The organism is Myroides sp. LJL115, from assembly GCF_054871665.1.
Genome location: NZ_JBTXLS010000002.1, coordinates 118,107 through 137,669 on the forward strand (window position 1 = coordinate 118,107; position 19,563 = coordinate 137,669).

A 19,563-nucleotide genomic window follows, 5' to 3' on the forward strand; every position below is an offset into this window, starting at 1 on the left:
GTATTAAAAGAATCACGTTAATTGGTTGTTTTGGTTGTATTTAGGTATTTTTATCAAAAAGAAAATATGAGAAGTTTATTGTTTTTGCCATTACTTTGTCTAGGTCTTTTGCTTATGGCATGTCAGCCTAGTTCTAACCAGTATACAATTGATAATCCAACTGATCAAGCAATAAGTGTCTACATTGACCAAACGGCTTATGATATTCCTGCCAATAGTAAATTGGATGTAGATATCAAATTCGGAAAACACACTTTAAAATACCTAGACCAAGAGGTTAACTTTCACAATGGAGGACGTGTGAATAATTCTACTGCTATTATTAATCCAACTCAGAGCTCTTATGTTTTTCTAAAAACTTTGTTTGTAGATAAGAACGATTCTAGAGCTACTCCAGAGTTTATTGCTCAGGCTACAAGAATACTAAGTGATTCTGTACAACTAAGTTTCAACGATACAATAACAAAGTTATTTGTTCCTTTTAAAGTGAGCAATCAATTATTTATACAGAAAACGGACTTTGATTGGGACTTTGGATTAGACCAGGATTTACCACAAGAGATGTTATTAAATAGTCCTTTAGTTACTTGGCAGAATCGCCATTTATTAGAAGACAAAAACTATCAGCAAGGTAAATTCCAACAGTCAGCTAATAAGTTATTTAGAGAGCAAGAATTTAAAGATTACCTAAGTCAATTTCAAGACGATAAAATAGACTTTATTATTACTAAGCTACCTTATAACGAATTGCCAAAAGTAAGTGTTTCTTTGGTTACTGTACAAAACATTGAGGATCCTTTATTTGCCAAGGCAATAAATGATAATTTAGCGCAATTCTATCAATGGCAAGATGCAAAGGGGAGTAGTTCTGTACAAGGTTTCAAAGACTATTTTTTCTCAAGTCATTTAAGAGATATGGAAGTGGAGTTTAGAGACAAATATCCAAAGACATATACTTTCCCTGAATCTGTAAGGGAATTGCAAGAGCAAGTCAATCCTTTTTTACTTTATCAGTTAAATATAATACCGTAATAGGACACTAATAAAGCCAATCAAGAAAATTATTTGAAGTATTATTGTCTAATAACAAAAGTGAAAATAACTCTATTAGAGGTTGTTGAGTTATTATAAACTATCTATAGGCTTCCCTTTTTTAGGGTGACCTATAGATGTCCTCGTGCATTAAAATTTAGGGTTTTTAATATCTAGTAAAGTGTTTATTCTAATATATACTTAACATTTACTTCAGCTTCAAATTTTATTTTTTGGAATTCAGTATACATGGGCTCCATTGATTTTGCACCATATAAATTAGACATCCCTCGAATTGTAATTCCTAGAGTTTGACCTTGTAATGCATTAGAAATAGAATTATCATCTGATATGTAAATTGCTTTTCCTACTTTTTGTTGTAGTGGTTTAGCTAAACTCTCCGCTGTTAATTTGGATTTTAATACAGCTTTTGATTTTAATTCAAGTAAAAGTTCTTCCGATTTAGAATATTCTGTTCTCTCAATGTTGACATTTGAAATCCCTACATTTTCTAATTCAGTTAAAACTTTTGCGGCAGTCACTGCGTCCCTAACTAAAAGAGAGTACATTTTTGTTTTTATCACACTTTGACCTTTTAAGAAATATTGCTTGAAATTACTTGAGAAGTCTAATAAGGATAAGTCTTTGTGAGTATCTATATTTAAGTTCTTTAATACTGATTCTAATTGTCTTTCTTGCTCCTCAACAGATTTCTTATTTTTTGAATCGCTTTCATTTAAGTGGATCGAAATAAAAATTTTGTCTGGTATAACTAAAGAGTCTACTCTAGCAGTTGTTTCAATAAAGGGTTGATCTAGATAATTTTTCTGCGCTAATAATTGGCTTACAGAGAAAAGGAAAATAAGAAATAAAAGAGTTTTTTTCATAGTCTTTATTATAGGGGAAATGTTAGTTAAATCTTGTTCTTTCATAGATTCATTACAGAATTTTGGAAATTCAAATAGTTGATACTAAGGTTGATTATAGGTTAAAAGAATCTAGGTTTAGAATTAATAAATCTACAAAAATAATAAATACAAGCAGCTATTAATTAGAATAATATGTCCGTATATAAGTAACCCTTTGACCTCCCATTTAGAGGTTACTTTCTATTTCTTAAATCTAAAAAATAGTTCAACCTAAAAATAGAAGATTAGTTCCATATATAGCTTTAAACAATTCATGCTGGTAATACCAGCATGAATTGTTTAAAGCTCTTTAAAATAAAACACTTTCTCTTTTTTGTTGATTATCTTACAGGTTATTATTTTGTTTATCAGTTTTACATGTTTATGTTCATTATCCTCTAATTCTAATTGGATTTGGAGGGAAGAGGACTCTGGTAAAGAGGCTTTTACTTGATCTAGGGGTTTTAAAAGTCTTAATTTAATAGTTGTTGGTATATCAGATAAGGTTATAAGGGGATTTACAATTTCGAAATTTTCATTATCTAAATTTAGTTTCACTTTAATATCCTGGTATTTTTTAGGTAGATTTTGAGTTTGAATGGAAAGTGGAAATTCTAATTGCTCATCTAAATTAACTACTACATTGGTTTGATTAATGTATAGAGTATAAAACTCGATACCATGAATAAACTCTACCTTATTGGTCTTCTCTACTTGAGAGCGAAGTTTTTGATCTATGGCTTCTGAGGTTAGCTCTACAATAAACATATAATAGTCTTTGTCTTTAGAAAAATCTTGCCATTGTGGTATTTCCTGATAAAGTTTTGAGATGGGTGGATTTCTTACCGTATGCTTTCCGTCAGTTAGTAGGTATATGATATTTATCTTATTGGGATCAACATATTTCTTGGCTTCCATCCATGCATTGTAAATATTAGTGTTTTGCCCTGGTACAGTTTTGGCAGATATGGCATTTAATTGATCAATCAATTCTTGCTTACCCTTTTGAGTTGCTTTCTGCTGCCAAGTATCTATGATCTTATCTTGCCAAGTGATCAGAACTATATCCGAAGAAGGATCTTGGATTTCTCTAATAGCTTTAATTAGCTGCTCCCTTACTTGATCAAAAATATCTAGGTTGCTTTCTGAGGCTAATCCCCACATGGATTTTGTGATGTCTAGTTCAAAGATATATTTCTTTTCCATCGTATTATCCTGTGCCCTTAAAGTCTGAAAGCAGAGTAAGGTGAAAAAAGAGAATAGTATAAATTTGAAAGTGGATTTCATGAGTTGTTTCATTTTTTAGATGTTTTAGCTATATTGTCTAAAGAGCTTATAGTTTCAATTTGTATACAAACAAAGCGATCTTGATTAGGATTGTTTATTAGCTGAGGTATAGAAGCAGAGTAAAAGGGTTCTAGAGCTTTTGTTATTATATTATTGTTTTTAAAGGGGTATAAAGAAATTAATTCATGAGACTGCTTTTGATACGTTGGTATCATATTGATGAATGTATTACTTCTTTTTTGCAGTTTTTTAATATCTATATCATAGTCAAATTCTGTGAATAATTTCTTGTGATCATAAGCACTATTCATGTATTGATCCATTTTAAAATCAATGATATTCTCCCTATGCTTGATAGTAGCCATTATATAATGATCCTGTATTTCCTGTATTAAAAAAGCATGCTCTTGGGAGTCATAGGAAAATACAGCATTTAAGTCCATATTAGGTCCTTGGTGGAAATGTTTTTTATTTTCTTTATAATAAGAGTTTAAAAGTTTATCATCTAATATATTCTGCACAAACGGATAATCAATATAAGGTGCTTTATCAAAAAGGCTTTGTAGCCTTTTATAAGTAGTTTTCATTCCGTTACTTAGAGTCTCTACCGTTTTGTAGTTATGTAAGCAAATCTCATATAAATCATACAGTTTCTTAAGACCTTGTTCTATACTAGCCTTGCTCTTAGAATTATTTCTTATCTCTATCTCAATATTGCCAATTTTTAATTCAAGGGTTTTTATTTGCTGTTTTACTTTACCTGAACAAAATATTTTTGAAAAGAAATTCATCTTATTAAGTTTGCTTTTTGCAGAATTTAAAAGAGTTTGTAACTCTTTTATTTCATGGTCTAAAACAGATGTTTGGTGAATTTGAATTTGCTTTCGCTCAAGGGGTTTTTTGTAATTATTAAAGATTCTTTCTAAATCCTTATTGTATTGTAATAGGGAGTCTCTCGTTTGTTGAAGCTTCTGGTTTAAGTCTTCAATTTCTTGGCTATAGTCAAGTTTCGATTCTTCTAGCTCTTCAATTTCCTGTATATAGGAAGCCTCTAAAATCAATAAGTGCTTAGCTTTATCAAGGCTAGTATATTGTTTTTTGTCTTCTATAACATAAGTATATACAAGGTGATATACCAGTTCTTTTAAAGAGTATTTACAAGTAAATTCATCTCCATTGATAATTTCACTTGGTACTCTACCAAGAAGTAAAGACAAAATATGCAGATAGGAACCATAACTTAAGTCATGGTCTTTTTGCATAACAAAGTCATGAATTTTACTTAAATCCTCTTTAGGGTCTTTGTATACTTGCTCTAAGATTGGATTGATCCAATCTAGGGAAGTTGTGTCTAAAAGATTTTTTTTAGAATTAATGATTTGTTGTTGATTTAGAAAACCTTTATAAATGCGCTTGTCGAAGTAGCGATCAAAATAAATTTGATCAAAGAATACCATGCCAATTCCTAAAGCTATAAAGTTATTATACCCAGGTAGATTACTAGTAAGGCTATATTCATTGGTCATCATATTTATCCAAAACTCATAGAGGGCAAAGGGTAAATAGTCGTGTTTTTTTCCTAGGAATACAGAATCTATATTTTTATCGTCAATTAAAAATATTTTATCAACGATGATGTTTTGTATTTTGATTTGCTCTAACTCACTTAGGTTCTTTTGTAATTGCTGCTCTTGAGTAGAGGATAAAATTCCAGTTCCATCTGAGATTATTACATAGTTTTTTATAATAACCGTACCAAAGGTTCCTTCTTGGGTGTATTGCCTGATAATATCACTTAAAGACTTCACTAAAGAAATGTCTATATCTATTCCAGAATAGAGCAGGTTGACATTTATGAAGTTGTATTGTAGGTCTTTAAAAAGTACATTTATAATAGAAATTAAGTCATTATAGGCTTGTGCTAAGAAAATATGGTTTTCACTTAGAGATTCGTCTTTTTTATCCAATAAAGAATAAGGAGTTAATGCCATAGACTCTTTATTAAATACCTTGTATGTTGTTACATCTTTGGCTTCAATACTATAAAAGGACATTAATTTAACAAGAGAAGTCTCGCGAGTAGTAAATATACCCGCAAGACTTTCTATGCATACTTTAGCCTCTTTTCCAATTGCAATATTAATGGATGGACTTATCATAAAAATGTTGTTCTTTTAATTTAACTCTTTAGTCACAAAATCAATTTCTTTTCGAAGTAGATCGGCTACTTTTTGGTAAATAGGCTTTTCTAAATCTTCTCTAGAAAGATTAATTTGAGCGTAATTAGTAACATAGTTTTTCTTGACATCTTGTATCAAGTTGCTACTAATAGACTCACCATCTTTAGATTGTTTACTTTCGATACTTTGTATCAGCTCATCTGTAAACTTTCCTCTTTTGAAAAGGTCAAAAGCTTCATCTCTGTATTCTGAGAGATTATACCAATACCCATCTAGTGCATCTCCTTGATTAGGAGAGTAAATCTTATAGATGTTTTTCTTGTCGTCTAACTTTATAAAACCGTAGCCAAAGGCTAATACCCAAGCTTGAAGGCTATTATCTTCTTGTCTTACTGGCCACATCGAAAAATTGGTACGCTGCATTTTTGTAAGCCAATTCTTATCTATATTATAGACCATGGCACTGGTGTTTTCACTTATCTTATCATGATCTTTTGCGTAACCTTCCACATCTAATACACCATAGATAGGAGAGGCAGCTTCCATTCTGTAACAAATTACTTTATTGTGTATTCCTGTTGATACATAGTCAATGTTTTGGTTTTGTATTAGACTAGAAAACGAATTTTTAAACTTGGAATTCTTTGAAGGAAGTCCAATAATAAAATAATCGAATATTTGTTTCCCCACCGTATACCCCTTAGAACTATGTTGCCATAGGGCATGGGATTTGGCTAGTAGTTTATTTGCTATTTCTTTTGTTTTATCTTCTGGTAAATCTCTTAATACGTCATCAATAGATTTGTTTCTAAAGCTTTGAGCTTTAGGTAACTTCTTACAGTATTTCCAAAAAATGTTTTCAATACTTTCTAAGTTTAACTCCTCAAAAGACAAAATACCATTTTGCAGGGTTTTTCTAAATGAGGCAATAAAGTCTGGTAACAAATAATCATCTTTGCTAGCATAGGTGTTTGCTATGTCTTCTTTGTGTAGGTCAATGACAAAAGTTTTTTGCTTCTCATTGGTAGCATTGACCATGTTATTTACAAAGCTTGTAGCTATTTCTTTCACTCCAGTTAATTTGGAAGTAATGGTTTCAATTTTGTTTTTATAATCAGATACCTCTTCTATTAATTTATTTAAAAATTGCTTAGCATAAACTCTTCTTTTGATTTCATGAAGGTTACTTGCTTGCCTGTTAACTAATTCACTTAAGGATTCTTTACTCTCTCTAATAGAAGATTTCTTCAAGAAAGAGGCAAGTCCTTTAGAACTTGACTGCAGGTGAATTATGTCGCTATCTAAAGCTGTTTCTAAGTTGGCTTTTTCTTTAGAGAACTCTTGATGTTCTTCATCCATTTCCTTAAAGAAGATCTTTAATTGATTATCTAAATCAATTAGAAAGTCTTTTACATTTCCTACTCCATGTTCTGAGTTAAGTTCCTTAGTTATAAAGTCTTTTAAATGCTTGCAAACTTCTTTGAATTTTTCATTCTCTACTTCTTTAATAGTTATTTCAGCAGAATTCTCCACAGAATTTAAGTAAGCTGCAATTTGATTCTTTAAATCACTAACATCATCTACATGAGGAAATAAATTAGAAGGTGTTTTATTAAGTAATGCGTTGATTAAATTATCATTACCATTGTTCTCACGTATATTAACCTCTGGATTATCAATAAATAGATTGGCTAAACGCTGAGCATCCGCATCTGGGCTTAACAAGTTATTTATTATACTTTCATATACTCTTCGTGCGAAAATATTACCTAGGGTATTACCATCGTAATAAAGTTCGCTCATTCCCATTCCGCATGCCCATGCTCTTTTATTTAAGACATCAAGGGCGCCTCCTGATAGAATAGTAATAATATTGTCGTATACACTATTCATATTAGCACTAAGCTCACTTGCCCCAGTAAACATTGCTAAACCAATTTGTTCTGCAATGTCGGAGATATGGTTTACAACCGCTCCACTTGTATTTTTATTTCCGATGGTAAATAAAATATCAAAAGGGTTGGTTTCAATTGGTATAATCTGATTATTAAGATTAATGGTTAAACCATGATTTGGAATATCTTTACTCATTAAAAAGTCAAGGTCCATTAAAGCCCCATAGCTATTTGGTCTTGTGTTAGCCATAGAAACCCCTTGTTGCATGGCATTAAATACATCAGGTAATACAGCAAAACCTATATTGGTTACATTACTATTGCCTTTTAAAGCTTCTTTAACTAAGTATACAATATCAATAAAAGTTCCACTACCTGTTCCACCTGCAATAGAGAACACAAAACTAATTTCAATACCACTATCCTTTGGTGTGAATTCTGTTTGATTTGCTATATTGATGTTTTGTATATCGGCTATTTTCTTTTGCACTGCGTGCATAATTGTAGCTTGGTTGAAGTAGGTTCCGAACCTTCCATTAGTTCTTACTTGGCCAGCACCTTGCCATAGGTTTCTAAGGGCGTACTCGTTTTCTTGTGGCATCCAATCAAAAATAGTATCCTTATTTAAGTTATAAGCAGCTGCAGCACCTTGTACTCCAATATGTATGATTTCAGATGGAAGAAAAGATACTTTATCATTAGTGTTTTGGTGCTCTCTAAGAACATTATCTCTAGGGATAGTTTTTGAACCTGTACTAACATCGGTATCAATTACTAAAAAACCAATCATTGGGGGAATTTGACCGTATGTGTCTAAAAAGCGCTTTTTGGTTTGAAGTAATGCTTGTGCTCCTGTGCCACCAAGACCTATAAATAAACTTCTTTTTAAGATATGTGCCATAATTTAAATGTATGTAATGGTTATTTTTTCTTTTGTTTCATTGTTGGTTAGTTGGTATTGTTTTCCTTTTTCTAAAGTGGAGGTAAAAGGTTCTATAGTATAATGACCAGCCGTGCGAATTCTTACTTTTCCTTTAACTCCTGGGGTTAGGTGGATAGGAGAGGTGAAAAAAGGATTTTTATACCCTTGTCTATTTCCGGTAAAGAGCTTTTTAAGGAAGCCTTGCTTAATTAATACATTGGAGTAAATAACCTCTATTTTCCCTCTAAGATTCACATTGAGATAAAACGGAGCTTGAATGGTAACTTGTCCTTTACTAAAGCGTTTGTAGACAAAAGGTTTAATAAATAGAAGGTAAAATAAAGTAATACCTATTAAAATACTGAGAATCCAAAGTATTGTAACCTTTAATGGATTGGTAATTTTCTGGTGATGGGCACTCCATTTATAGATGGTAGTGTTATTTGGATTTTCAAATTCATTTACACGATCTAGATTATTGTCATCAATACTCATATAACCATAAATATCGCTTAGCATAGGGTCAGTGATTACCAATTTGAACTGTAAAGTATCTCTAGATTTATCTTTTGAGTTTAATAGTATTTTACCATTTTCAACTTTTGTATCATTGATTATAAAATGATATCCATTTTGACTTGTCAAAGGACTTTTATTTTGATCTTCTAAGATAATATTCACATAGGAATTAGATTCTTCTGCCCAATTATTAAAAGTATATGAGAATGATTTTTCTAGGGTATCCGATCTTTTTTCCTTCCAAAGAAAAGAGTCATAACTTGTAGCATTACCGAAGTTGGAGTTAGACAGACTCTCTTGTTCTGGTTTATCACAACGGATAAAAAGAACAGAAATAATACATAATGAAACGGCTAGTTGTAAAATCTTATACATAATTATTTTTAACATATTGTTATAAAAATACATAAAATTCAAACAAATTACAATAAATGTTTTGTGAGTTATTATATTTATTTGACGTACGATTGTTTACTTATCTTATATTAAGTTAATTTTAATATATTAATTAGAGATGGTTTTAATCCTCAAATTGGGTAATTTCTATCTGTTAGTTTAATACAATTCTTGGAAATAATTTTGATTATTAGCTAGTAAACTCAAAAGATGGAGTATGGAAATTTAATCTAGTTCTATTAATAGAACTTAAAAAAAAACAGGTTAGAGGTTAAGAGTATATTTCACAAGTGATCGGGGGAAATGAAGTAATAAGAACTCGTTAAAAGGTAAGGTGTTTTTCTTCTATAAAACATAAAAGTCGGTTCTCTAAGCATTTTGTGTTTAGGTCCAAAATGTTTTGCTAATCACAAAGGTTTAAAAAGATTAAAGTTGTTTATAAGTAAACAATAATTCAGGTTATACTATTAGAAATTAATAATTTGGAGTATAATTTTCTATCTTTAGAAAATGACCAAAAATCTTAGGAAATGCGCAAGACTATATTCTTTTTCTTTCTTTTGACGATAATACCTATTAATGCACAGGTGATTGATAATCAAATCATACTCTCGGTTTCTCCTTCTGTAAGCAGGACACCAGAAAATAATGCTATAATAGAAAAGCTGGCCTTATTTCTTCAAACTAAGAATCAAGATATGTACCATAATACACTTTGGAACCCACAGGATTTTCAGACTTTTATTACTCCATATAGGTCAATAGTAGGGGTAGAACAAGGCAGATTAGGACCTTACTTTTATCAACCTACTTTAATGGAGCTGGTTCCAACAAAAGATACAACCAAAAAAATAGCCAAACTAGCCTATATTGGACATAATCCACAGACCAAAGAAAACCTACTTAGAATTATTTATAATATTGTAGTGGATATTTCAAATGAGAAAATCTACTTTAGCTCCTATACGGATTTTGCTACAGCAACTTGGAACAAATTTACTCATGGGGGAGTGCAGTACGTTATTTCTGAAAATAGGTCAGTTAATCTTGTTCAAGTAGAACAGCAAGAGAAGGATATTGAGCAGCTGATCAATTTTTTTAATACAGAAAAGCTACCTATTACGTATTATTCCTGCGTGGATGCAAAAGAACTATTTAATATAAAAGGTTTTGATTATACTTCGGATATGTACTTGTCTGAAAATGGGGGACTTGCTGAAGTAGGAGGGATGGTGTATTCGGCTAATAATGCAGAAATCTACACCCATGAAATCACCCATATTTATACAAGAAAGTTATTTCCTTTTCTTCCCACTATTTTAGACGAGGGATTAGCTACCTATTTTGGTGGAAGTGGGTTTTATGATTATCAGTGGCATAAAAAGGCTTTAAAAGAGTATGTAGATCACAACCCGATAGACTACGCATATTATCTAGATAAGCCCTATGAAAGGTTCTATATAAATGAAGAAACACCGGTACCTTACCTTATTGGGGCTCTTGCTGTTGAATATGGTATTATTCTTTTAGGGAAAGATAAGTTTGTAGAAACCTTGTATCAAATCAATGGCCAGAGCGATGTATGGCAAGTTCTGGATACTTGGGGATTAAACAAGGCTAATATCAACCAAGAGTTAAATAAAGTACTAGTGAAGAACTAAGATGAAACTAGCTTAACTAAAGTATCTTTATTAGTAATATAGTAATTAGTGAAATACAATCATGATGTAAAAGTATTTCAACAAGTGTGTAAGCTAAAAAGATTTAGAAACATCGGATATTTCCAATTGGTATGTCAAGAACCAAAAAGAGAGAATTTCCTTTGAAGGGAAGAAGAATTCACTACCAGATATTTTGGATAGTTTTCCTAAATTTAAAAAGCTGTACATCGTACTTTACGAAGCTTAACTATTTACTACTTAGTATTTTTAAAATGCAGTCCTTATCAGAGTTGAATATTATATCAAACTCTCTTGAAAAGTAGGAGTTAGACAAACTCGAGCAAGAACTTCCTGAGTTAAAAATTATAGGAAAGGACATAGTAATCGATTTTAAATAAAACGGATTATGCTGCTCTATTAGTGAATCAACTTCCATTATAAGCTAGGGCGCTTATCCTTGGAAAGAAGACTTAAGTACTCTTTCTTTTTTATAGTTCTTGACTTTAATATTCTACAAATTTGATTAATTTTATTTCGGTTTTTTTAAAGCTATACTAAGATATATACAATGGATAAAAAAGAAAATGACTGGTTTTTAGACTTACTTATACTAATTCCTGAACTACCGGGTATTTTGATGTTACTATTTGGTTTACTCTACTTATATTGGTCTAAGAAAGGAGATGATTGGATGTATGATACAGGAGGCCCTGGGGTGTTTACTAATATTACGTGGATTAAGAACACTTATGGAGAAAAGGCGGCTAAAGGCTCTAATTTGCTTATTGCTTGGACTCTTATTGTGCTAGGTATAGTGCTTATTTTAATTGGAATATGGCTTCATATTGAAATTCTAACAAGTGCTAAATAGCCCTTTATCTACAATCAATGTTATAACTTTAGAATGATAAATTGTAAAAAAGGATTACCCAAGTAGACAAAGGATGTTTTCTGTTTTTCTTGCAATTTATAAGTAGATAGTTAATCGATCTTTATGCTATAGGTGTCGACAATAGTATAGTTGTTATCCTTGATTACTATGGTATATTCACCTTTATTTAAATAAAGTGGTTTTCTTATGGATTGGTCTCCAATTTCAAGTACATCTGCAGGAATCCCATTATGTTCAAATTCCCCTAATCTATAAGCTAAAATAAGTAATGGTCCATCCTTTTTTGTGGTAGGATACTCTACCCAGTGTTCTTTTTTTCCTGCATTGAGCCAATGAGGACGATCATTAATATACTGTGTCATAGGATGAATAATAACTATATCTGTTTGTCTGTTTTCTGTGGTACCATTGAATATTTGTTTATCCTTATCTTGTAATACAATAGATTCTTGGCTGTTATTTAGGCGCATGAATAAATGATTATTCTCTAGTTTAGATCTTTCTAAAAACATCGTTTGGTCTATTGTTAATGGATCGATTTGCATATTTTCTTTTAGCCTTCCTGCCATGGCCTTTCCCCAAATAGGATACTCATTTTCATAAACATGGGCGTAACCACAGAGGATGAGAGTTTTACCCTTAGGTACGCTTTCTATAAAATCTTGAATATTCTTGGCCTGTTCAATTTCTCTTTCAGTATTATTTTTGCCTTGAGTCGCTTCATAGCTAAAAAGAGTAAAGCCAAAGCGTAATGCTTCGGTTATTAAATTACCAAATTCAGGTTCTTTCGTATAGTAGCCACTCTCTAAAATAGGATATTTACGCTGGTTTATTTCTGTATCGAACAAAGCCTCAAGCCCAAAGTAACGATAGCCGTTATCATATAGTTCTTGGAGCAGCGATTTGGTAAATAATCGGTGAAGGGCAAGGTGATGCGCTTCATTTATAATGACAATTTCTTTGCTTTTTGCTTGTTCTATGATGTAATCCTTAGCATTTATTTTGTTGCTTTCAGCAAAATACAAACTATCTCTTACACTTGTTTTGGGTGGTTTTACGCCATTCTTATCCCAAGTTGCTAATACCTCCGGATAGTGGCCTGAAAAGGATAATTCCGCTGCACCTAATTGATATTTCCAAGCGAGCGTATCATTGTCTATTTCTTCTAAAATTGTACTTGAAAACTTATATACCTCAGGACGTTTTTGTCCAAAGGAAGATATAAGATGAAAGAGAAAAAGTAGTGTAGCTATTTTCTTCATTTTTTTAATAGTTTTCGAGTTACTTTTTAAATTTTTGTGAGGAAGGTTTTATATTCTATTCTACTATCTTTGAGTCATCTTTAAAGTATTAGATATCTTTGTTTAAATTGAAATTGAATACTTTTAGTAATCAGAAAAATGCAAAAATATTTCGCGTAATGTACTGATGTTTAAATGTATGAAATATTTTTAACTCTTTATTTAGTTTAAAAGATTTATTGTACTTTAAATAGTGAATCAATAATATAAAAATACAAAAATGATATCAGAAAAATTAAAGACTTATTTAAAGGAATATGGTTGGTGGGAAGAGCAAGCGATAGAAATGTATGAAGGAACAATAGAAGAGTTAGCCATAGATAAGGATTCTGATTTTTCTATCTTTTATAATCATGCTGAGCAAGGTGCGCCAACATTTTTGAGTGATAGAGGATTTGAATTATATCATATAGGATAGTTCATTTTATATACAGGCTATTTAGAAGAGAAGCAATATGTTTTAGAGGCTTTAAAATTGGGTCCACAGTTTATTCCTTTAGATTCATTTGAAGCAGAGCATGGTTTTTTCTATAATAAAGAAAATGGCACAGTGATAGAATTAGAACTAGGAGAATCTTTAGCTAATTTCCATAAGGGGATTATAGATAAACAATGGGAAAGTTTTAATTCGTTTTTAGAGTGGTATTTTGAATTAGAGTAATAATTTAGATTATGTAAAATTTTGTTAATTTTAATTTGTATAATTGTGATAGTAACGATTATACAAATTGAATGTACCTCTTATTTAAATACATACCTAAAATATTTATTTATATTGTTATTGGTTTATATAGTCTTGGACTAACCGCTCAAAAGGTTAGTTTAAAGGGAAAGGTAATTGATACCAAGAGTGATCCTATGGAGTTTCTCAGTGTAAGTCTTGTTCAAAAGGACAATACTATTGCTCAAACACTATTTACAGATGAACAAGGCGAGTTTCATTTCTTAGTAGACCCTGCCACTTATGACTTAGTAATTAGACAATTTGAGAAGCCCTATTTTACCAAGAATATTGTTTTAAGCCAACATCTAATCCTTGATAATATTCAAATTGATGACTCACAACTTCTTCAAGAGATATCTATCACAGCCCAAAAAAAGTTGATTGAAAAAAAGGTAGATAGGTTAATCTATAATGTAGAAAATAGTATAGTTTCATCAGGTACTGATGCTTTAGAGGTAATACGATCAACCCCTAAAATTGACGTTACCCAATCGGACATTAAGATTATCGGGAAATCTTCTGTAGGAATACTTATAAATGGAAAAAAAATAGATCTTACAGGTGTGGATTTAGAAAACTATTTGCGTTCCATTAGATCCGAGAATATTAAGTCTATAGAAGTAATCACAACACCCGGCGCAAAGTATGATGCCCAAGGAAATGCAGGTCTTTTAAATATTGTTTTAAAAAAGCAAAGTTTTAACTCTGGATTTAATGGTTCTGCCTCTTTCAGTTATACGCAAAGAAAGAAGATTTCTTACAGTCCTAGTATTGGATTAAATTATTCTAGTAAAAAGTTTAGTGTTGATGTGGGCTTTTCTTACAACCAGGAACACAAGCAGCCAATAGGTGATTCCTCTATAGAATTTGAAAATGCTCATAGGGAATTTACCTATAACAGAAGTGATAAATCAACTGGAAGTAGTGCCAATGTCCAAATGCAGTATAACCTAAAGGATAACCAAAAAATGGGGTTATCCTATAGAGGTAGCTTTTGGGATAGTAGGTTTAATACCAATAATTGGGCGTATTATTCAAGTGAGTCCAAGCTAGATTCTTTACAAAATTCTCCATCGGTTAATAAAGAAAAGTATGATTTCCATACCTTGTCGGCCTTTTATGATATCGAATTAGATGAGGAAGGAAAGAAAATAGCTTTCAATGCTAATTATTTAACCAAGAATAATAATAGTAACCAAGATATCAGTAACATAACCTACTGGGACATAAATCAAGTAGATATTTTAAATAGTTCTAAAGTCAATAATTTTACTAGTACTAACTTTGATGTTTTTACACTTAGCACAGATGTCAATTTACCGCTAGATGCTTTTGATATTTCTTTTGGTGCAAAGTACACCCATGCCACTACTAAAAATAGAAGTGAATTTAAAGAGCTCTTAAGTGTAGAACAGTTACCTTTTGATAGTTTGAAAGATAAGTTTAATTATCAGGAACAAATTTTTGCTGGGTATTTTTCTATAGAAAAAGAATTTGACAATGGAATAATCGCCCAAATAGGGTTAAGGTATGAGCATACTTATAATAAAAGAGAGTCCGTCTATTTAAAACAATTAACCAAGAAGAGTTTTGATAATTTATTTCCCTCTGTATTTGTCTCTTATGACCCAAGTGATGATCATTCCTTTTCACTTGCCTATTCTAAGAGGATTGAAAGACCTTCTTTTTCTCAATTAAATCCTTACAGAACTTATTCTAATTACAACTCTTACATAGCGGGTAATCCTTATTTACAAGCGTCTATTTCGCACAATATTGAATTCACTTATGTATTTAGGGATAATTTATATTTTACTCTATATGACTCTTATTTAAAGAAAGCGCAAGATTATATAACAATTGCTCAGCAACAGACCAATGAAATTATATCTATACCAGAAAACTTCTTTAACCAAAATACCATTGGTTTAGATATAGGATATAACTTTAAACCACTGGACTGGTTTAATAGCTATAACTCAGGGAGTTTATACCTAAATTATTCCAAGTCTTATCTGCCAGATGTTACCAACTTAAAACAACAAGGTGCGGGCTATTATTTATCCACAAGGAATTCCTTTGCTATTTATAAGCCAAAAGACCTTTATCTTTTAATTAACTTCTTCCAAGATTTTCCTACTACAGAGGGATTTACCAAGTTCAAGACTAGAGCAAGCTTTGATTTAGGAGTTAGGTTACAATTATTAAGCAAGAAGTTATCCCTAAATGCGAGCTATATGGATGTATTTAGGCAAAATAGAAATAGCGGTTATGAAAACTACCCTTCCTATTCCTATAGAACAGCTGTCTACAATGATATTAGAAAGTTTAATCTAACCTTGACTTATCTATTTGGAAAACAGAAAAAGAAAATAAAAGAAAGACCTATTGAGGAAGAAAGTCGCATCTAAAACAATAGATTTCTGATGATAGAAAAAAGGAATCTTATAAGTAAATTTAGATCGTTCTATGACATTTTTACAAGCAAATATTGCTATATAGTACTTAATTGGAAAAGATGCAGGTCTAATTTTCGGGTGCTTTTGAAAATAGAAGAACTCAAGGATCGCCTAAATATTATGGTTCTTAATTTGAATTTTATACTTCTAGAAGTATTTAAACTTATATACTAGCAAATAGACTATATACATCAGAAGTTTATTAATTTTACGAGTGTGATACAGCTAAAAATGGCACAATATTTAATAAAAGCAAAAACAGCAGAATGACATATCTGAAGAATATTAAAAAAGTAATAAACTGCTTACTCTTAATAATAATCGTGAGCTTCGTTTCCTGTCAAGATAAAAAATCTGATGTTTATTATCAATATGGAACCAAGGAGTATAGGGGCAAAGAAGATAGTTTAAAGATTAATACTGAAGAAGCTGCAGAGTTATTAGCTACATATTACTTTAACGAAAACCCAGAAGCTGAGCATTTGAATTTAGAGTTAGACGTAATATTTAATGATTATTATGTTTTCTCGGATAAAGTAATCTTATATAATGCTAAATCAGGGGATTATTCCATGGAAGGTACTTATTGGATAAACGGGATAACTAAGCAAATAAAGAAGTCGGATAAGAAAAGTGTAAAAATGCTACTGCAAATACCTAAGGTAGGATTTGTACAAGAGTTTAAAAATAAATAGTTTACATCTTATAGGGTTCTTCCTGTTATGGAGGTAAGGTCTAGAAGAGATAGTCTTTATACGATTAGTTAAGAAGTATTTGAGTTATGTGTTTACACTAAAAGAAAAGGTAGTACTATTCGAAATATTAAGGTATAACTAGGCTTATCCTTTTTTAAGCGAGCTAGAAATGCTCTATAAAATGGAGTACTTTTATAGGATTTTAAAGTTAGAAATGGGCTTATATGGTCTAGAGGAAGCAATAAGCATAAAGCTGTAAAATATATTAGTCAAAATGTAATATGAATTGTAAGAATAACATATCATAAAATGAAAAAAATAATAGGACTTTCTATACTGTGCTGTATAATTTCCATTGTGAGTTGCCAAACTCCCCAAAGCAAATTTTTACAAGAGAATGACATTATCTATTATGGGACAAAAGAATTTGAAGAGTTTGAAAAAAATGCCCCAATTAAATTACATCACGCTTGGGAAATACAAAAGAAATTTGCTCTAGAAAGAAATGAGTTACCTGAAAATTGGCTGTTTTTTGTTATCAATAATTATTATGTGTTCAATTCTTCAATAGAGCCAAAACAAAGAGAGGTTTTTTTAAAAGGTATCTGGGTTAATGCGGAAAACGCAGAAATATTAGAAAGTGATTCCTTATTATTGCTAGAATATAAAAATGGCTATAATGGTGACGCAGAAAAGTTTCTATTTTAAAAAACTCTACTGTTAATTAGGTAGCAAATTGTAAACAACTTATTTTTTTTGTAAGTGTTTTCTTTTTTAGAAGCAAAAAAAATTAATTTTATACCGCGACTTCTATTATAGTGAGAAGATACCCTGAAAATAAATGAAATATTTTCAATGAAAACCAAGATTACTAGCTTGTTTTGATTCAAATTCAGGGTATTAGTTTGACTTTTTGAGTTTGTTTTTATTTGTTATTAACGGAATATCCTTATTTAGTAGTTACGATTAATTTTTCGGTTGTTTATCTCGGATAATTAGTAAGTCGTTTAGTTTGAAGTCATCCCAAATTTTTTGGTATATATTAATCATTCGAGTTGTAACTGCTTTAAAATGATTATCCATTTCATCTCCATTAATTCTAGTACTGATTTGATTCCAATATTGGAAGTCACTATCTAATATAAAAGATTTCGTTCTCAATTCTTTTGGTTCTAGTCGTTCAGCAGGTGATAAACTATTGTTTTCACTTCTATTTTGCTCAAGCGATAAAGCGCGGTAATTACCATTAGTATTATTCCAATCTCGTATTGCAGTATTACATTGCTGATAATATACCCAACTCTGAGGGTATATGTGATCTAAGTCCCAAGGAGTATCTGTATCTTCTAGATCTTCTAAATTATTAAAGTCAGTAAATTCTGTATTTAAATAATCTCTCTGGGCGAATAGAAGTAATTGTCTGTTATGCTGTAGTTGCTGTATTAGTTTCCAGAAGTATTCATTACATATGTGCCCTTCAATCTCCTTATTTTTAATACTGTTATAGTAGTTTATTATTTCTTGGCCAATACCATTTGTATCCAAGCTCCACCTATATTCGTCATTATTTTTGAATTTTTTTATAATGTGTTCTTGATTATAATATTGTAAGAGAAGTGAGGGAGTAATTAGAAATTGAATACCAAATTCATCATTCCACCAAAGCATTTCGTTTAGAGGTTCTTCCCAAAAGTCAAGGTTGGTTATCTTTTCATACCAAAGTTGCTTTTCGTTTTTAAAATTAAACCATGAAAAGATAAATAATTTACTGGCTATTTTAAGTTTTAGTTCGTTTGTTAATTCTTTTGTGTCATTTATATATAACCAGTAGATTAGAAACAGGAACAATTCTTGATTCTTTTTTATAAGTGACTTAATTAGTACTGGAGGAACTTCTCCATTAAATAAAGGATTTTTTCTACATGATAGTATTTCTATAGCCTGATCAGAAATTTTTTTAAATGTATCATCAGTCAATATTTTATTGAGATTTTCTGAAAAGTCATTATCTTTAATTTTTCTTTGAAATTCTCTAACATTCATTTTTTTTGTATAATCATTGCTCTGTAGTTTAGACGCAACGACTCTTGATGCCATTGAAATAACTTGTACTGGATTGATAAAATCTAAGTTTACTTTTTCCACCAATTCCTTAGCTTGAGGAAAAATAGATTTATATATAGAATAAATAAGGTCATCAGCAGTTAGTGCAGTTCCAGAAGAATTTATTCTAATAAAAAGAGTAGGGTCATCCTGTTGTTGTTCTTCATGTAGTGTCTCGTTTTCTATGATGTCGTAGTTAATTCTTTTGCTTTTAAGCCTTTTAGTTATATCTAATATCTGTCCTATTTCTTGTCTATGTTCACTACTTAATATTTGTATATACTGTGTTTTGTTAATGAATTTATTTTCCCTTGTTTGAATATATTCTGGTAAGAGTTCGTCTACTTTTTTTATTATCTCATCGATGCTATTCGCCTCTAAGAAAAAGCAAAAAGGTATTGGAAAGGTGGAGTCAAACGGGAAAATAGTTTTATTGCAAAATGTAGTATACCCCCATTATTCGAGGGCACTGAAAAAGTCCCTTTTTAAAATAGAAGCTTAAAGTAAAGAGGTAAACTATTAAAAGCAATCGCTTTTATAGTTTACCTCTTTCTGTTTATATTTACCTGTTTTTTAAAATTCACAGGTT

The 19,563-nt window shown here is 30.8% G+C and carries 15 protein-coding genes; 8 read left to right on the forward strand and 7 right to left on the reverse strand.

Features of this window, described 5'->3' with window-relative positions:
* Positions 1-66 precede the first annotated feature (66 nt).
* Positions 67-1,032: a hypothetical protein gene (locus ACYSNX_RS01195; RefSeq protein WP_461752865.1), complete on the forward strand. Its 966-nt coding sequence runs from the start codon at positions 67-69 to the stop codon at positions 1,030-1,032.
* 185 nt (positions 1,033-1,217) lie between these two features.
* Here ACYSNX_RS01195 and ACYSNX_RS01200 read toward each other — a convergent pair whose 3' ends face one another.
* The 5 genes from ACYSNX_RS01200 to ACYSNX_RS01220 form a co-directional block, all read right to left on the reverse strand.
* The gene (locus tag ACYSNX_RS01200) at positions 1,218-1,919 is read right to left on the reverse strand and encodes an SIMPL domain-containing protein (RefSeq protein WP_461752866.1); all 702 of its coding nucleotides are present in this window, start codon (positions 1,917-1,919) and stop codon (positions 1,218-1,220) included.
* Between the two features lie 321 nt (positions 1,920-2,240).
* The gene (locus ACYSNX_RS01205; protein ID WP_461752867.1) at positions 2,241-3,239 is read right to left on the reverse strand and encodes a vWA domain-containing protein; all 999 of its coding nucleotides are present in this window, start codon (positions 3,237-3,239) and stop codon (positions 2,241-2,243) included.
* Entirely contained in the window at positions 3,236-5,386 is a 2,151-nt protein-coding gene (locus ACYSNX_RS01210) for a hypothetical protein (protein ID WP_461752868.1), read from the reverse strand. The genes ACYSNX_RS01205 and ACYSNX_RS01210 overlap by 4 nt, the downstream gene beginning before the upstream one ends.
* 15 nt (positions 5,387-5,401) lie before the next feature.
* On the reverse strand, positions 5,402-8,203 hold the full coding sequence (locus ACYSNX_RS01215; protein WP_461752869.1) for a tubulin-like doman-containing protein: 2,802 nt from the start codon (positions 8,201-8,203) through the stop codon (positions 5,402-5,404).
* 3 nt (positions 8,204-8,206) lie between these two features.
* Positions 8,207-9,133: a hypothetical protein gene (locus tag ACYSNX_RS01220; protein WP_461752870.1), complete on the reverse strand. Its 927-nt coding sequence runs from the start codon at positions 9,131-9,133 to the stop codon at positions 8,207-8,209.
* Positions 9,134-9,669: 536 nt separating this feature from the next.
* Here ACYSNX_RS01220 and ACYSNX_RS01225 point away from each other — a divergent pair.
* Complete coding sequence (locus tag ACYSNX_RS01225) at positions 9,670-10,800, forward strand: hypothetical protein (RefSeq protein WP_461752871.1); 1,131 nt, start codon at positions 9,670-9,672, stop codon at positions 10,798-10,800.
* 568 nt (positions 10,801-11,368) lie between these two features.
* The gene (locus ACYSNX_RS01230; protein ID WP_461752872.1) at positions 11,369-11,671 is read left to right on the forward strand and encodes a hypothetical protein; all 303 of its coding nucleotides are present in this window, start codon (positions 11,369-11,371) and stop codon (positions 11,669-11,671) included.
* Between the two features lie 110 nt (positions 11,672-11,781).
* Here ACYSNX_RS01230 and ACYSNX_RS01235 read toward each other — a convergent pair whose 3' ends face one another.
* Positions 11,782-12,954 carry a hypothetical protein gene (locus ACYSNX_RS01235; protein ID WP_461752873.1) on the reverse strand — a complete coding sequence of 391 codons (1,173 nt, stop codon included), beginning with the start codon at positions 12,952-12,954 and terminating at the stop codon, positions 11,782-11,784.
* Positions 12,955-13,213: 259 nt separating this feature from the next.
* On the opposite strand from ACYSNX_RS01235, the gene ACYSNX_RS01240 reads away from it, so the two are divergent.
* From ACYSNX_RS01240 to ACYSNX_RS01260, 5 genes are all read left to right on the forward strand, one after another.
* Positions 13,214-13,411 carry a hypothetical protein gene (locus tag ACYSNX_RS01240; RefSeq protein WP_461752874.1) on the forward strand — a complete coding sequence of 66 codons (198 nt, stop codon included), beginning with the start codon at positions 13,214-13,216 and terminating at the stop codon, positions 13,409-13,411.
* 57 nt (positions 13,412-13,468) lie between these two features.
* Positions 13,469-13,654: a hypothetical protein gene (locus ACYSNX_RS01245; RefSeq protein WP_461752875.1), complete on the forward strand. Its 186-nt coding sequence runs from the start codon at positions 13,469-13,471 to the stop codon at positions 13,652-13,654.
* Positions 13,655-13,725: 71 nt separating this feature from the next.
* On the forward strand, positions 13,726-16,128 hold the full coding sequence (locus ACYSNX_RS01250) for a TonB-dependent receptor domain-containing protein (protein WP_461752876.1): 2,403 nt from the start codon (positions 13,726-13,728) through the stop codon (positions 16,126-16,128).
* A 371-nt stretch (positions 16,129-16,499) separates the two neighbouring features.
* Positions 16,500-16,871 carry a hypothetical protein gene (locus ACYSNX_RS01255; protein WP_461752877.1) on the forward strand — a complete coding sequence of 124 codons (372 nt, stop codon included), beginning with the start codon at positions 16,500-16,502 and terminating at the stop codon, positions 16,869-16,871.
* A 309-nt stretch (positions 16,872-17,180) separates the two neighbouring features.
* Entirely contained in the window at positions 17,181-17,579 is a 399-nt protein-coding gene (locus ACYSNX_RS01260; protein ID WP_461752878.1) for a hypothetical protein, read from the forward strand.
* Between the two features lie 258 nt (positions 17,580-17,837).
* Here ACYSNX_RS01260 and ACYSNX_RS01265 read toward each other — a convergent pair whose 3' ends face one another.
* A complete protein-coding gene (locus ACYSNX_RS01265; protein ID WP_461752879.1) occupies positions 17,838-19,016 on the reverse strand; it encodes a hypothetical protein in 1,179 nt (392 codons plus the stop codon).
* Between the last annotated feature and the right edge of the window lie 547 nt (positions 19,017-19,563).